Origin of the sequence: Acinetobacter sp. YH01008 (genome assembly GCF_013420435.1) — a bacterium.
GTDB lineage: Bacteria > Pseudomonadota > Gammaproteobacteria > Pseudomonadales > Moraxellaceae > Acinetobacter > Acinetobacter pseudolwoffii.
Window position 1 is genome coordinate 328,700 of sequence record NZ_VOYD01000001.1, and the last position, 13,949, is coordinate 342,648.

General features: G+C 43.6%; 15 protein-coding genes and 1 pseudogene. 3 read left to right on the top strand and 13 right to left on the bottom strand.

The features are described 5' to 3' along the window. Positions 1–157: 157 nt before the first annotated feature. On the bottom strand, positions 158–934 hold the full coding sequence (locus tag FTT75_RS01610; RefSeq protein WP_005097613.1) for an RNA methyltransferase: 777 nt from the start codon (positions 932–934) through the stop codon (positions 158–160). A 52-nt stretch (positions 935–986) separates the two neighbouring features. Next, positions 987–1,961 (bottom strand): class 1 fructose-bisphosphatase, encoded by a 975-nt coding sequence (locus FTT75_RS01615; protein WP_180185825.1) that lies wholly within the window; start codon positions 1,959–1,961, stop codon positions 987–989. Between the two features lie 181 nt (positions 1,962–2,142). Between FTT75_RS01615 and FTT75_RS01620 the strand changes: the two genes are divergently transcribed. After that, the gene (locus FTT75_RS01620; protein ID WP_005097610.1) at positions 2,143–2,328 is read left to right on the top strand and encodes an NF038105 family protein; all 186 of its coding nucleotides are present in this window, start codon (positions 2,143–2,145) and stop codon (positions 2,326–2,328) included. Positions 2,329–2,403: 75 nt separating this feature from the next. Here FTT75_RS01620 and pal read toward each other — a convergent pair whose 3' ends face one another. The 7 genes from pal to FTT75_RS01655 form a co-directional block, all read right to left on the bottom strand. Next, on the bottom strand, positions 2,404–2,976 hold the full coding sequence (gene pal, locus FTT75_RS01625; RefSeq protein ID WP_005097609.1) for a peptidoglycan-associated lipoprotein Pal: 573 nt from the start codon (positions 2,974–2,976) through the stop codon (positions 2,404–2,406). A 54-nt stretch (positions 2,977–3,030) separates the two neighbouring features. Beyond that, the gene (tolB, locus tag FTT75_RS01630) at positions 3,031–4,314 is read right to left on the bottom strand and encodes a Tol-Pal system beta propeller repeat protein TolB (RefSeq protein ID WP_171255748.1); all 1,284 of its coding nucleotides are present in this window, start codon (positions 4,312–4,314) and stop codon (positions 3,031–3,033) included. Positions 4,315–4,518: 204 nt separating this feature from the next. Continuing rightward, a complete protein-coding gene (gene tolA, locus FTT75_RS01635) occupies positions 4,519–5,688 on the bottom strand; it encodes a cell envelope integrity protein TolA (protein ID WP_180185826.1) in 1,170 nt (389 codons plus the stop codon). Positions 5,689–5,691: 3 nt separating this feature from the next. Beyond that, complete coding sequence (gene tolR / locus FTT75_RS01640; protein ID WP_005170046.1) at positions 5,692–6,141, bottom strand: protein TolR; 450 nt, start codon at positions 6,139–6,141, stop codon at positions 5,692–5,694. Continuing rightward, complete coding sequence (gene tolQ / locus FTT75_RS01645) at positions 6,141–6,839, bottom strand: protein TolQ (protein WP_004279111.1); 699 nt, start codon at positions 6,837–6,839, stop codon at positions 6,141–6,143. Before tolQ ends, tolR begins: the two co-directional genes overlap by 1 nt. Positions 6,840–6,865: 26 nt before the next feature. Further along, positions 6,866–7,273 (bottom strand): tol-pal system-associated acyl-CoA thioesterase, encoded by a 408-nt coding sequence (gene ybgC / locus FTT75_RS01650; protein ID WP_004731733.1) that lies wholly within the window; start codon positions 7,271–7,273, stop codon positions 6,866–6,868. A 266-nt stretch (positions 7,274–7,539) separates the two neighbouring features. After that, positions 7,540–8,883 (bottom strand): amidohydrolase, encoded by a 1,344-nt coding sequence (locus tag FTT75_RS01655; protein WP_167381270.1) that lies wholly within the window; start codon positions 8,881–8,883, stop codon positions 7,540–7,542. A gap of 249 nt (positions 8,884–9,132) precedes the next feature. Here FTT75_RS01655 and FTT75_RS01660 point away from each other — a divergent pair. Further along, positions 9,133–9,402 (top strand): annotated as a pseudogene (locus tag FTT75_RS01660) (acetamidase); the annotation flags it as partial. A 195-nt stretch (positions 9,403–9,597) separates the two neighbouring features. Then, positions 9,598–10,335, top strand: a complete 738-nt coding sequence (locus FTT75_RS01665) for a hypothetical protein (protein WP_227523631.1) — start codon at positions 9,598–9,600, stop codon at positions 10,333–10,335. 13 nt (positions 10,336–10,348) lie between these two features. Here the strand turns inward: FTT75_RS01665 and ruvB are convergent, their stop codons facing one another. From ruvB to FTT75_RS15700, 4 genes are all read right to left on the bottom strand, one after another. Beyond that, a complete protein-coding gene (gene ruvB / locus FTT75_RS01670; RefSeq protein WP_005097600.1) occupies positions 10,349–11,356 on the bottom strand; it encodes a Holliday junction branch migration DNA helicase RuvB in 1,008 nt (335 codons plus the stop codon). Between the two features lie 222 nt (positions 11,357–11,578). Then, positions 11,579–12,181 carry a Holliday junction branch migration protein RuvA gene (ruvA, locus tag FTT75_RS01675; protein ID WP_005097599.1) on the bottom strand — a complete coding sequence of 201 codons (603 nt, stop codon included), beginning with the start codon at positions 12,179–12,181 and terminating at the stop codon, positions 11,579–11,581. Positions 12,182–12,301: 120 nt separating this feature from the next. Continuing rightward, positions 12,302–13,642, bottom strand: a complete 1,341-nt coding sequence (locus FTT75_RS01680) for a deoxyguanosinetriphosphate triphosphohydrolase (protein ID WP_005097598.1) — start codon at positions 13,640–13,642, stop codon at positions 12,302–12,304. A gap of 173 nt (positions 13,643–13,815) precedes the next feature. Beyond that, the gene (locus tag FTT75_RS15700; protein ID WP_005097597.1) at positions 13,816–13,947 is read right to left on the bottom strand and encodes a putative transporter small subunit; all 132 of its coding nucleotides are present in this window, start codon (positions 13,945–13,947) and stop codon (positions 13,816–13,818) included. Between the last annotated feature and the right edge of the window lie 2 nt (positions 13,948–13,949).

Consider the following 13,949-nt stretch of genomic DNA (forward strand, 5'->3'; position numbering starts at 1 on the left):
AATCCTGTCATTGGACACCCACCATGATTCCCAAGTTCATAATCATATAACGTTGGGAATTATGGTTTGGTTGACAATTAAGTTTATTATTTTTGTAGTGTAATCTATTTTATAAACAGGCAGGGCCGAATTAAAACACTGTAACCTAAATCCCTAATTAGATACGTTGACGTACCATTTCAAAGAAACAGATCGATCCTGCAATCGCAACATTTAAGGATTCCTGACCCCCCGGCTGCGGAATACTGACAGCTTCTGCGTGTTGCATTGCATAATCAGAAACGCCTTGACCTTCATTGCCCAAGATCCATACGCAAGGTTTACCTAAATCTTTTGAGTACAGACTTTCGGCACGATGTGAGCTGGTGACGTATACAGGAATTTGAAATTGCTCAAGAATTTGTTCAAGTGCAATATTTTCAAAAGTTTGCAGCGTGAAGTGTGCGCCCATACCGGCACGTAATACTCGTGGTGACCAAAGTGATGCAGAACCTTTGGTGCAGACAATCTGTTCAATACCGGCTGCTGCTGCAGAGCGAAGCAGGGTACCAACATTACCCGGATCCTGTACATTTTCCAGAATTAAAGTGTCGGCTTTAAAATCCAGTGCATAATTTGCTGTCGGTAAAGTGACCACAGCTAAACAGGCTAAAGACGTTCCTAAGGTGCTTAAATCTTTGTATAAAGATTCGCTTAAAACAAAGACCATCCCTGTGTATTTTGCGAGAATTTTCTCGAAATCAGGATGGGAAAGTGCATGTTCAGTGGTAAAAATCGAATCAATTTTACGGTTTTCATGCAGCCAGGCGAGAGACAGATGCGTGCCTTCCAGCACAGTTTGCCCCTGTTTTTTACGATAGGTGTTTTGTTCAATCAAACCACGTAAGTGTTTAATTTTTGGATTGTCTTTTGAATCAAGAAAAAAAGTTGGCATGGGAGATATAATCCACGGTAGCCGATTCCATATCGGCTACCGCTATAAAAAATTAGTTATGATAGCTGGTCACAAGATCAACTTCGTTTTTAGAACCGATAATCACTGGCACACGTTGATGTAGATCGGTTGGTTCGATCTCCAGAATACGGACACGGCCTGTGGTGGATGCGCCGCCAGCCTGCTCCATGAGCATACTCATTGGGTTGGCTTCATACATTAAACGCAGACGACCAGCTTTAGCCGGATCTTTAAAGTCGTATGGATACATGAAGATACCGCTACGACAAAGAATACGGTGAATATCGCCCACCATACAGGCAACCCAGCGCATATTGAAATCTTTTTCACGAGGACCGGTTTTGCCTGCTAATAATTCATCGATATAACGTTGTACTGGTGCTTCCCAGTGGCGTTGATTCGAGGCATTGATCGCATATTCTTTGGTATCTGCAGCGACTTGAATCGCTTCAGAAGTTAGCAGGAATTCTTGAATTTCCGGGTCAAAGGTAAGGAACACTACGCCTGCACCGACAGTCAATGCCATCATGGTCGATGGACCATACAGTACATAACCTGCAGCCACTTGATTGACACCGGCTTGCATAAAGTCTTCGGCCTGAGTCACGGCATTTTTCGCAGGAAGAATCGAGAAAATCGTACCGACACACATATTGATGTCGATATTACTTGAACCATCGAGTGGATCGAACAAGACCAGAAATTGACCATTTTCTTGTGCAGGGGTGAATTCATCCAGTTCTTCTGAGGCCAAACCACCGACATTCGGGTGTTGCTGTAAAGCATCAATCAGATAATCATTGGAAATGACATCCAGTTTCTTTTGCTCTTCGCCTTGAATATTTTCATGCTGTGCACTTCCCAATACACCCGCTAAAGCACCTTTTTGCAGCAACAGATCGATGTCCTTGCAAGTGTTTGCAATCGTTTCAATAACTTGTGCAAGTTCAGGTGTGAGATTCCCGCTTTGTTGCTGTAAAAACTGGGATAAGGTGCAGTATGACATAAGGGAAAACTCCAAGACTTAAATCGGGAAAAAATGATCAAAACGATATGCGGCTATATTTTAGATGAGAACGTACTAAAAGAAAAATTAAACTGGATTATTTGTATCGATTTTGCCCTTGCAACTCCTGTGGAAAGTGCTATGTTGAAGGCAAGGGAAAATTGAGAATAGGAGCACAGATATGACAACATTAAAGTTTGATGCGACTCCAACGCCAAGTGAAGGCATTACTTTAGATGATATCTCTGAAGACAAGATGAAAGAAGCCTGGCGGGATTATGAAGCAAAACCAGAGTACAAACAATTCAATAAACACGACCTGATTGAATCGATGCAAGCAGTTGAACCAGGCCAGACCGTAGAATAAACAGATTTGTTCATTCAACCCAATAAAAAACACTCAATCATGAGTGCTTTTTATTTGATACGCCAGCATTGAAAGTTATTTCAACAATGGTGGTACCGCTTCATAATTAATTTCAACACGGCGGTTTTCTTTCCAGGCATTTTCATCATGACCTGGATTGATTGGCATTTCCTTACCATAGCTGACGGCTTCTAATTGAGCAGCATTTACACCAGTAGTCACCAGGAAGCTTTCAACAGCTTTGGCACGACGCTCACCAAGCGCCATGTTGTATTCACGGGTACCACGTTCATCGGTGTGACCGGTGAGTGCGACACGTGAGTTGGCATTGGCCATCAGGAACTGTGCATGTGCTTGTAGGGTACGAAGATCTTCATTGCTGAGTTCAGTACTGTCATAGTCAAAATGTACGACACGTTTTGCCAAGAAAGCCTTGTTTTCCGCAGTGACACCCTTTGCCGATGCACCCGCCATGTTTTGTGCATTTAATGCAGCATCTTCACTTAGACCTTGCGTATCCACTGTGGTTGAGCTGGTTGTATCTAAGCCGCCGGTTTGAACTTCAGCGGCAGGTTTACGGCTCGCACAACCTGTCATGACGACAGCTGCTGCTAAAAGTGGTAAGGCAAATAATTTTACTTTGTTCATCTTCATCTCCATGAAGTTTGATTATGGGGTAAAAGGTTTATACAGATACCAATGTTATTTTGGTGCCCAAGCCGGTTCACGGACTTCGCCCGTTTCACTTGGCAAGTTCATACGGAAACGACCATCTAGTGACATGATCGACAGAAGTCCGCGCGCGCCTTCACGTGTGGCATACACCACCATCTGGCCATTTGGCGAGAAACTTGGTGATTCGTCTAGAGTTGTTGGTGTCAGAATATTATTTACACCAGAGTTCATGTCTTGAACGGCAACCCGATAGTTACTGCCGCTTGGACGATGAACCAATGCAAGTTTCTTGCCATCTGCGCTCAGCGTACCACGTGCATTAAATGCACCACGGAAGGTCAGACGTTTATTGCTACTTGAAGCGAGATCATGGCGATAAATCTGTGGAGATCCACCACGATCAGAAGTAAAGATAAAGGATTTTCCATCTGGAGCATAACGTGCTTCGGTATCGATCGCACTGTCATTGGTCATACGTTGTAATTGACGTGTTTCCAGATTCATCTGGTAGATTTCCGGATTGCCATGCATGGATGCAGTAAACAGCATGCTCTTGCCATCTGGAGAGAAACTTGGCGCGCCATTTAAGCCACGGAAACTGGCCAGTTTTTCGCGTTGTCCTGTAGCCAGATCCTGTACATAAATTGCCGGACGTTTGGTTTCAAACGAGACATAAGCAATTTTTTTAGCATCCGGTGTCCAGGCTGGAGAAAGAATCGGATCACGCGAAGTCAAAATGGTTTTTGGCTGTTCGCCATCGGTATCGGCAATTTGCAAGGTATAACGTTGTTCTGGTGTTGCTGGATTACGCAGTACATAAGCAATACGTCCAGTAAAATCACCTGGAATGCCAGTTAATGCCTGATAGATGGCATCACTGATCATATGCGCTGCCTGACGGGTACGTGAGGCTGGAACAGTTAGTAATTCATTTAATAGATATTGTTTTTTTTCGATATCGTATAACTGATACTGAATTTCAAAAGAACCATCCGCTGTGGTTTTTGATGAACCGGTCACGACATAGGGAACGCCAGCGGATGCCCAAGCTTCTGCATTCGGGTTATTTAATGTGGCAGTCGCAGGCAGGTTTTTTGAAGCACTGGTAAATCTGCCTGAACGATTCAAGTCATTTTCAACAATAGGATAGATGCTCTGATCCTGACTGAATGGCACAATGGCGATTTTAGGTGCTGCCTCAGGTGCCTTGGTAATTTCCAGATGCAACTGGGCATAGGACTGAGTTGCCAATACAGGACTTAAAGCGCCAATGATTGCGAGGCAGAGTAGGTGTTTGCGAGTCTTTTCCATCATTCGTTATTTACTCAAATCAACGGATTTATTGTATAGGTAGCTTGGGCTACATCATCGCATGGATTTAATAGAATAAAACCAGGATTTTATGACCAAACTGTTATGACACTGTGAAAAATGAATATTATTTAATCATATTAAAGTGAAGTTTAGCTGAAAAAATCAAAGCCATCACCTCAATAATGTGTGATGGCTTGGTTTTTATTGTGCGGTAAAGGTTGATGTAAAACTTCGTGCTTCTCGGCGTGCATCTGGATCTGAAGGCATCGGATACGGCGCAGCAGCCCGCACCGCAGCTTCGACACTGGCTTTCATGTCTGCATCACTTGAGTTCACGATGACAGAAACCACACCGCCATTGTCATTCAAGGTCACACGAGCAGTAGCGCGCTGACCTGACGATCCCACTGGGGTATCCCAAGCACGTTTAATTTTATTTTCGAAATCACGTTTTGCAGTAGACGCAATCCGTTTTGATTCCGCTTTTTTCTGAGCAGCTTCTTCAGCGGCCTGTTTGGCTGCTGAAGCCTTGGCATCTGCCTCTGCTTTGGCTTTTGCATCCGCCTCAGCTTTTGCTTTAGCTGTCGCCTCTGCTTTGGCCTTTGCAGCAGCATCGTTTTTGGCTTTTGCATCGGCATCCGCCTTACGTTTTGCATCCGCCTCAGCTTTTGCTTTAGCTGTCGCCTCTGCTTTGGCTTTTGCATCCGCATCTGCCTTACGTTTTGCATCCGCGTCAGTTTTTGCTTTAGCTGCCGCCTCAGCTTTGGCTTTCGCAGCGGCATCGGCTTTTTGTTTGGCGGCCAAATCCGCTTTTTTCTGAGCATCTAATTTGGCTTTCTGTGCAGCGTCCGCTTTACGCTGTGCATCGATTTCAGCCTTACGAGCAGCTTCGGCATCTGCCTTGGATTTTTGTGCTGCCTCCGCTTTTGCTCTGGCTGCTGCCTGTTTCGCCTGTTCGGCAGCTTCGGCACGTTTCGCTGCTTCAGCAGCTTGTTGTACAGCCTTGGCTTGCGCTACCTCTTTGAGTTCCTGCTGGGCTTTTTGTGTATCCACTTTCGGTGCAGGCGGAGCAGCAGGTGTGGCAGGCGCCGCTGTCGGAATGACTGGCGCAGGCTCAGGACTAGGTTCAGCTGTTTGAGTAATTTCTTCTGCGACATTTTCATGTGCAGTTTCCTCAAACGGCGTTTCTTCTCGGGTGACCGGTTTGAGGTCCTCAGGTTTGATCAGGACCGTTTTAATCTGCTTCGGCGGTTCAGGTGGTTTACTCATGCCAAGATAAAGTAAACCCACCAAAGCCACGGCATGGATTCCTAAGGTGAATCCAATCGCGATGGCTTTTTTCTGAAATGGTGGTTTTTTATAATCTTTCATACATTATTCTAATGGCTGGGTCAGTAAACCGACCTGAGATAAACCGGCATCCTGCAGGCTGGACATTAAGGCCATGACATCGCCATAAGGACGGGTATTGTGGCCATTGATCACGACATTCAGCACTTTATTGTCATTTTGTGCCTGTGTTTGCGCTTCAACAAGGGCAGCAGTCAATTCATCCAGCGTAACTGGGCCAGTGGCCTGATTTTTATGTTCTAAATAATAGGAACCATCTTCTTTCAGGGTGACAATGGTCGGTGCATCTTTAGATTCAATCGGTAGCCCATTGGCCTGAGGTAGGTCGACCTTTATGCCACTGGTGATCATGGGTGCGGTGACCATAAAGATCACCAGAAGCACCAGCATCACATCAATATAAGGTACGACATTCATGTCACTTTTCAGTGGCTTTTTAATACGCTGAAAGCGTCCTGAACCTTGAATCGCCATTAGTCTTTGTCCTGAGTTATGCCCACGGACTGACGTTGTAGCAGTGCCACCATTTCTTCGGCAAACAGGGCACGATCAGAGTAAACGGTTTCACCTTTGGCCGTGAAATGGTTAAAGGCCAACACCGCTGGAATAGCTGCGAACAGGCCAATGGCAGTTGCAATCAGGGCTTCAGCAATACCAGGTGCAACCGTCGCCAGTGTCACCTGATCGACATCTGCCAGGCCAATAAAAGCGTTCATGATGCCCCAGACGGTACCGAACAGACCAACATAAGGTGCAACCGAACCAATACTGGCCAAAGCACCGAGTCCTTGCTCCAGATGACCTTGATCACGGCTCAGGCCGACACGCAGAATACGCTCTGTTCCTTCAATGGACTGGGCAGTCGGTGCATGGCGTTTTTTCAGTTTCAGGAACTCACCCAGACCCTGATAGAAAATATCTTCAAGGCCAGTGCGTTTAGAATTGAGCTGGGCATTGTTATACAGGGTATTCAGTTCAGCGCCAGACCAGAAGATTTTCTGGAAATGTTCATCATCGGCCTGGGCTTTTTTATAACTCATATAGAGTCTGGCAATCAGATACCAGCTATATATTGAGGCTAACAGAAGAGAAAGCATCACCAGTTGTACGACAGGGCTTGCTTGTAAAATAAGATCTGAAACTTGAAGAGATGATTCTAACTGAGTCGCCATAGTTGTTACGTGTGCCAATAAATTTTTTAGTCTTGTTCCAATTCTTTTTGAATTAGTTCGCGTATTTCATCCGGGAGTCGACGTGGTCGCATCTCTGCACTGATACATGCCAACTCAACCTCACCCGATGCAAGCATGATTTCACCACGATAAATATTTTGTTGCAATACAAATGATGAAGCTTTACATGAAATCACACGTGCAGTAACAGTAATTAAATCATCCATCAGGATGGGGCGCATATATTTGACATTAATTTTGTGTACCACAAAATTATATTCTGCCTGTTGCCAGTAATGACTGACTCCGGCAGCACGCAGCCATTCGGTACGGGTACGTTCCATATAGCGAATGTGGTTAGCATGGTAGACAATACCACCTAGATCAGTATCTTCAATATATACGCGGATATTGAATTCAAAATGATTCGCCATAGTTTTGTTCCATGCAGATGTTCGAAATTTTTGCTTGTTTTTTGGAGAGAGGAAAATCCTTGAATTTGCCGGATTCCTGTCCAAAGTCAAGCAATTTAGCGGGACAAAGTTTAGCATTTTGAGTTTTGAGACCAATGGCACAAGATGTCAAATCTGGCTAGAAATAGTCAAGAGGAAGCGCAGAGCACCTGATAGCTCATTTATAAAACAGCAGAAGATGATGAAATGCGCGAGCTCATCAACTCGCGCATTTTTATAGCAGGCAATTAACCTTTATTGTTCTGTTTCCAGTTGGCCTGAACCTGTTCAGCCACTTTTGGATAATCCAGAATAAAGCGCACATGACTTTCGACACCGGTTTTTAAGGTCGCATCATCGACAATAAAGTTCGGATTATGGTTTGGCGCGGCTTTAGCCGGATCTTGATCGGCCGGCGTGGCACCGACAAAGACAAACAGGGATGGCATGAGCTGGCCATAGTAAGCAAAGTCTTCACTCGCACTGGCATTATTATCCAAGACATGCAATTTATCTTCACCATGGACTTTGGCCAGGGTCGGTTGCATCAGCTTGGTCAAAGTTTTGTCATTGGTGGTGACCGGGGCATAAGGCGCAATTTCGACTTTCACCTTGACATCGTTGGCTGCTGCATTGTGTTCTAGCATCTTCGGTAAGTCTTTTAAAATGCCTTGACGAACGTCTTCACTATTGGAGCGAATAGTCCCGACCATATTGACCTGATCTGGAATCACGTTACCGGTGGTACCACCCTGAATGCTGCCAATACTGACCACGCCCATTCCTTTGGTCAGATCCGCTTTACGGCTGATCAAACTTTGCAGATTGGTGACCATCTGGGCAGAGGCATAAATTGGATCTTTTCCTGCCCAAGGCATCGAACCATGAACCTGACTTCCATTGACCTGGATGCGTAAATGATCGGCACTGTTTAAAATGGCACCATCTTTGTAGAAGATATTGCCACTTGGCATACCGGCCATGACATGCATACCGAAAATGACTTCAGGTTTTGGATTTTTCAGGGCGCCGTCCGCAATCATTTTACGCGAACCAATCTGATCGCCTTGGGTAAAGTTATCAATATCTGCACCACCTTCTTCGGCTGGCTGGAACACAAATACCACCGTTCCTGCAATTTTATCTTTGTTGGCGGCCAGAACTTTGGCTGCACCCAGTAACATGGCGGTATGCGCATCATGACCACAGGCATGCATCACATAAGATTCTTTGCCCTGATAAATGGCTTTTTGTTTGCTGGCGAATGATACCGGTGCAGTTTCCTTAATTGGTAATGCATCCATATCTGCACGCAATGCCATGACCGGGCCGGGTTTACCACCTTTTAGTACACCGATCACACCCGTTTTGGCATAACCTTTTCGTACTTCAATCCCATAGGATTTTAATTCTTTTTGAACCAGTTCCGAGGTTTTAAATTCCATATTCCCCAGCTCAGGATATTGATGAATATGCTGGCGTAATTTTATGGTGTGCGCTTCAGCCGTTTGTACAGAATCATCAATCCAGTCGGCCAGACTGAGTTGGCTACAGAAAAGAAGAGGAAGACAAAGGGAAATCTGCTTATACATATTCATACTTGGGGAGAACCTTAAGAATTTTAAATGGTTAAAGTGATTCTCTAGGATTGCATATTGATTTAAATTTGACCAAAACTCTCTAAGTATTATGATAATACCTTTAAGGTATATTGCTTGTTAGACCTTGTTCTAAAAGAGCTTTATGAATACTTTTACATTGTAAAATTATGTACCCTTATTTATTTTCTATATGCTAAAGGTATCAAAATTATCAATAAGACAAAATAAAAACAAATATCAAAAATAGATCAGGACAAGATTCCGCGACAATCATTAACGCAACCTTTGGGCGAAAATGATGAGTTGTGGATTACTCTAGGTTTAGATGAAGACTTAGACGAAGCCATGCGTAAATCGACACGCGAAGCAATCCGTTTTTTGGTCAATGAATACGGAATTTCAGAAGAAATTGCTTATGCATATTTAAGTGCTGCAACGGATTTTAAAGTATCGCAAGTGGTAGATAAAACCAAAGGTATTCACGCGATGATTCGTAAAGCGGACTTTTAGGAGTTTAAGAAAAAAGAGAAGTAATTTTTTTATTTAGTTTTTTGTTTTGTGCTTTTGCCAACTGATTTAGACATGTCAGTTGGCTTTTTCTTTTGTAATGGTTTGAAAATTTTTAGAATATCAATAATAAAAATTTATTGAAATGAAATGGGGAAATTGTGGCAGAGCAGAATAATAATGCAGTGATGATTTCAATTGCCATGGACAGTGCCACAGCAGCCTTTTGATCAAACGGCAAGTGTTGTAGAGAATCCAAATAGAAAGATGGAGCTTGATCTCAATCATTCGACAGATACGACAGCAATTTCATCATTTACTTTATCTGTCATTATTGCGCTTATTTTAGGTAGTTTCGCAACTTGGCTTGCTTATTGGTATGGACGTAAGAGTTTTCAACTCACAGAACTATCTTTTAAAGTAGTAAGTGAAGATATTAAAGAAGCAGCAGAATCTCATAGAAATATGACTAAACAACTTATAGAAAGTCAAGAAAATTTAAAAAGAGTTGAATTACAAGAAGAATTTTATAGAGGTTGGAAACTTAAGTTAATAGACGATCTTGCTGTATTGAAACCATTAGTGCATAAATACATTACATTGTTAGGCTCTGTAGCTTTAGTACTAAATGATGTGAAAGACTGGTTCAAAAATAATGAATACGAAGATATGCGTTCAGAATTAAAGAGTTTAGAAGATGATATATTCCCTTTAATAGCTCGTATTAGTACTCATTTAAAAATGTTAGTAGAGGAAGATCATGAATTAGTATCTGAATGGGACGAATTTGAGCGTTATCTCACTCAGCTACAAATCATGTGTATTACCGCGGTAATTGATAAAGAAGGTATTGCTGATAGTTTCAAAGCTCTAAACATTGTAGTAGATTCTCTTATTCAAAATTTGAAATCTATATTCAATAAAAAAGCAGCCTAAGCTGCTTTTTGAATCACTTTTCTTTTGGCTCAGGTGGTGTCAATCCAAACTGTAAATAGGCCATATTGGTGGCAATACGGCCACGTGCAGTACGCATCACATAACCTTGCTGAATCAAATATGGTTCAATCACATCTTCCAGCGTACCAGAATCTTCTGCCATGGCAGCAGCCAACGCTTCAACACCAGCAGGGCCACCATCAAAACGTTCTAATAACATCGATAGATAACGGCGGTCTAAAGTATCTAAACCATCTTTATCGACTTTGAGCATGTCCAAAGCACGTTGCGCCATATCCTGATTAATTTCACCAGTGCCTTTGACCTGAGCATAGTCACGTACACGACGCAATAAGCGGTTGGCAATACGCGGTGTACCCCGTGAGCGACGGGCAATTTCTTTTGCGCCATCACCGGTCATGGGTACATCCATCAGGTTGGCTGAACGTTTGACAATGTGGGTCAAATCTTCAACTGAATAAAATTCTAAACGCTGTACGATGCCGAAACGGTCACGCAAAGGAGAGGTAAGCAGACCTGCACGTGTGGTTGCTGCAACCAGGGTAAAGGGTGGCAAATCCAGTTTGATTGATCGTGCAGCAGGCCCTTCGCCAATCATGATGTCGAGCTGGTAGTCTTCCATCGCTGGATAGAGAATTTCCTCAATCACCGGTGAAAGACGGTGGATCTCATCAATGAACAGGACATCACCTTCTTCCAGATTGGTCAGCATGGCGGCCAAATCACCGGCACGTTCTAGCACCGGACCTGAAGTCGACTTAAGATTACCGCCCATTTCGCGGGCAATAATATTCGCCAGCGTGGTTTTACCCAGGCCGGGCGGGCCAAAAATCAATGTATGATCCAGCGCTTCTTCACGGCCACGGGCGGCACCAATAAAGATTTCCATTTGCTCTCGAACCACAGGCTGACCAATATAGTCATCGAGTGAAGTTGGGCGGATGGCACGATCAAAATGATCTTCTGGTTTTTCAGAACCACTGATGAGACGGTCTTGCATATCTTTTGAGTTAATCTCTATGGTTTATTTGAGGTGAATAAAGTCATAGCCTCAAAATGCTTTAACAATTCGTATGCCATTGTGCAGGCATGCTCTTACTTTTGACAGGGCAAAAGTAACAAAACCCTTTGCAGAAATAATGGCACATCCTATGCCATATTTCTGCGGCAGCATTCATGCTGCCTTCTCATCTTCATTTTGCAGCGAATATTTAAATCAGTATTAACGATTCATCGACTTTAATGCAGCGCGGATAATGTCGCTGGCTTCAGTGTAATCTGCTTTAACCGCATTAATCAGTTTTTGCGCTTCGGCAGGTTTATAACCCAAAGACTGTAATGCAGCTTCTGCTTCAGCCACGGCTGAATTGCCCATAAACTGAATCTGTGGTGCAGTTGAATTGCTTGGCGCAGCACCTGAAGCCATGGCTTTAAAGCGGTCACGTAATTCAATCATTAAACGTTCAGCGGTTTTTTTACCGACACCGGGAACTTTGACCAAGGTATTCACATCTTCATTTTCAACGGTATGAATCAGCATTTCCACACTTAAAGTTGAAAGAATACCCAAGGCCATTTTGGGGCCAACGCCGTTGACTTTGAGTAAGGTGCGGAAAATGGTTTTTTCCTGCGCATTGATAAAGCCATACAGCAACTGTGCATCTTCACGCACGGCCAGATGGGTCCAGAGTGTGACTTGTTGTCCTTTTTGCAGCTGGCAGAAAGTCGTCAGCGGCGTATCAATTTCATAACCGACACCATTTACATTTAACAGTACGGTCGGTGCTTCTAAAGCCAGTACTTCACCAATCAGACATCCAATCATCTTTTATCATCACTAAATTCAGTTTTGCTGCATAGTAGTCAGCATTTTCCGGAAAGGCAAAATCTGCCGCTGTAAAATAGATGATTTTATTACAATCATCCTCCTATACAGCAGAATATTTTATAACAATCCGGCTTTATTGCCTTGTAATTCCTGCGACAGGTTATAAGCCTGATGATCAGAAAATTTCGAAACAATATCCAGCACCTGCATGATATTGTCATAATGGCTGGCGCTAAAATTCGCCCCTGAACGTTGCAGAATCGACATCAAGCGCTGTTCTTTAAAACTCAGGTTTTTATGCGGCGTTGTTAAGGGAATAAAGGCATCCAGAATATTTTGCAAACATTGATGCGCAATAATTTCCAGGCCGGCTTTTTGCGGATGTTCAAAAATTTTATCCCGTGCCAGTTCTTTGGCGCGATTAATCCCGATTTCAATGTCCGCAGTACAATATTGCAATAAAGTACCTTGTAACTGACCCGATAAAATCTGGTCATGATGACGGGCAAAAGCCGTTGTCACTTCATCGACCAGACGTTTCATGACCCGACCACGCAAGGCGGCAATTTTTTGCTGCCAGGTGGTATTGCTCATGGCGATTTCAGAAGGAATACCATAATCACCGAGCAGATTTAAAAAGACCGGCTCAACTTCGTCATAACTGAGCATATTCAGGCTAATACCATCTTCAAGGTCAATCAGGGCATAACAGATATCATCAGCCGCTTCGAGCAGATAGGTCAGTGGATGACGGCAGTAATGATATTCAGCTAACTGAATCAGTCCGAGTTGTTCTGCAATCTGCTTTAAAATCTCTTTCTCGGCCTGATAGCAGCCAAACTTGGCCCGATTGCTGGCAGGTAAATCGACTTGAGATGCCATGGTTTTTGACAGCCACGGATATTTTAAATAAGCCCCTAACGTGGCATAAGTCAAACGCATGCCGCCATCATTGGGATGGTAATCGATTTTGGTCAACAGGCGTAGACCTTGGGCATTGCCTTCAAACTGACGTACATCGGCTTCTTGTTCAGGACTGAGATCTTTTAAAAAATCGGTATGCGATGCATCGTCGAACCATTCTCGAATGGCATATTCACCGGCATGGCCAAAAGGGGGATTACCAATATCATGTGCCAGACAGGCAGCCTGAATAATGGCACCGACATCGGCCGGGGAAATCCAGGGCGGTAACTGATCTTTTATTTTCTCTGCGGCCAGCATCCCGAGTGAACGCCCAATACAGGACACTTCAAGTGAATGTGTGAGTCGTGTATGAATACCATCGTGCTGGGTTAAAGGGTGAACCTGAGTTTTACGGTTCAGCTGGCGGAAACTTTGTGAAAAAATAATACGGTCATAATCTTTGTGGAACGGGCTACGTGCCAGTTCAGTACTTTGCTTTTTACTACCAATCCGAACTGTCGAAAGCAGCTCTAACCAACGCATTTGAGTCATTTATCATTATTCAATTCTTTGCTAAGTGCATCATGCCAAAAAAGTAGCAACAGCACTAGAGTGCTGCGACATGAATTGTCGGAACAAACAAAACTCTGTGGAAATTTCAGCTGAACAATCGCTATAAAAAAACAGGTCATATTGACCTGTTTTTATCTCATGATAGAAGTGGACTAAAGCAAATCTTCACCACTGATCTTGGCTTCCTGGATGTCTTTATAGACCCCCATGCAAATGACGAACAAAATCATCGTCGCCACCAATGGCCAAAAAAGTACATATAGGGTCATAAATTGACTACTCATCT

Bases quoted from the DNA above. Each gene is read 5' to 3' on its own strand.
- FTT75_RS01610 (WP_005097613.1), bottom strand. From the start codon at position 934: ATGCCAACTTTTTTTCTTGATTCAAAAGACAATCCAAAAATTAAACAC.
- FTT75_RS01615 (WP_180185825.1), bottom strand. From the start codon at position 1,961: ATGTCATACTGCACCTTATCCCAGTTTTTACAGCAACAAAGCGGGAAT.
- FTT75_RS01620 (WP_005097610.1), top strand. From the start codon at position 2,143: ATGACAACATTAAAGTTTGATGCGACTCCAACGCCAAGTGAAGGCATT.
- pal (WP_005097609.1), bottom strand. From the start codon at position 2,976: ATGAACAAAGTAAAATTATTTGCCTTACCACTTTTAGCAGCAGCTGTC.
- tolB (WP_171255748.1), bottom strand. From the start codon at position 4,314: ATGGAAAAGACTCGCAAACACCTACTCTGCCTCGCAATCATTGGCGCT.
- tolA (WP_180185826.1), bottom strand. From the start codon at position 5,688: ATGAAAGATTATAAAAAACCACCATTTCAGAAAAAAGCCATCGCGATT.
- tolR (WP_005170046.1), bottom strand. From the start codon at position 6,141: ATGGCGATTCAAGGTTCAGGACGCTTTCAGCGTATTAAAAAGCCACTG.
- tolQ (WP_004279111.1), bottom strand. From the start codon at position 6,839: ATGGCGACTCAGTTAGAATCATCTCTTCAAGTTTCAGATCTTATTTTA.
- ybgC (WP_004731733.1), bottom strand. From the start codon at position 7,273: ATGGCGAATCATTTTGAATTCAATATCCGCGTATATATTGAAGATACT.
- FTT75_RS01655 (WP_167381270.1), bottom strand. From the start codon at position 8,883: ATGTATAAGCAGATTTCCCTTTGTCTTCCTCTTCTTTTCTGTAGCCAA.
- ruvB (WP_005097600.1), bottom strand. From the start codon at position 11,356: ATGCAAGACCGTCTCATCAGTGGTTCTGAAAAACCAGAAGATCATTTT.
- ruvA (WP_005097599.1), bottom strand. From the start codon at position 12,181: ATGATTGGATGTCTGATTGGTGAAGTACTGGCTTTAGAAGCACCGACC.
- FTT75_RS01680 (WP_005097598.1), bottom strand. From the start codon at position 13,642: ATGACTCAAATGCGTTGGTTAGAGCTGCTTTCGACAGTTCGGATTGGT.
- FTT75_RS15700 (WP_005097597.1), bottom strand. From the start codon at position 13,947: ATGAGTAGTCAATTTATGACCCTATATGTACTTTTTTGGCCATTGGTG.